Raw genomic sequence first — 592 nt, 5'->3', positions numbered from 1 at the left:
CTAATGCAAAGCTTCTATTTAGGTAAAGAGGCAAACCCAACAGCATCAAATGGCTTTTTCGGCTGGTTGAAGCGACTCTTTTCCTCATAAAATACATGGTTTTATCAATCCGAAACAACTGATAGACTGCGTCTCCAATGCAACAAGCATCATGTTTGCATTGTTAAGGACATTCATCCACTGAGCATCAAGGGATCATTATGAAGTTTATCCGTTGGATTTTAGGCAAAGTCATTTTATTGCTGAACGCTGTCTTTTCTCCTCGTGGCATCAAACGCACTAACGAAGCACAGAGCAACGTCGATGATAAAGCAAAGCAATACGCGTTATATCAGTTTGAAGCTTGTCCTTTTTGCGTCAAAGTACGACGTGCGATGAAACGACAATCCGTTAATATCGAATTACGTGATGCGAAGAATGACCCAACTCACCGCGCTGAACTTGAACAAGGTGGCGGTCGCGTGAAAGTGCCTTGTCTTCGTATTGAAAAAGATGGCGAAACGCAATGGCTTTATGAGTCATCAGACATTGTCGCTTATCTTGAAAAAGAATTTGCCTAGTTCCCCCTAAGAACATTGGCGGATGTAAAAGA

1 protein-coding gene is annotated in these 592 nt (G+C 42.1%); it reads left to right on the top strand.

The window, feature by feature from the left end; translation table 11 throughout:
• The first annotated feature begins 200 nt into the window (after positions 1-200).
• Positions 201-560 (top strand): glutaredoxin family protein, encoded by a 360-nt coding sequence (locus tag R7040_RS28215; protein ID WP_005482613.1) that lies wholly within the window; start codon positions 201-203, stop codon positions 558-560.
• The last annotated feature ends 32 nt before the right edge of the window (positions 561-592 follow it).

It is taken from the genome of Vibrio sp. 1069, assembly GCF_033340555.1.
Note: the sequence above shows the minus strand (reverse complement) of the source record. Positions and strands in the feature narration are given on the sequence as shown.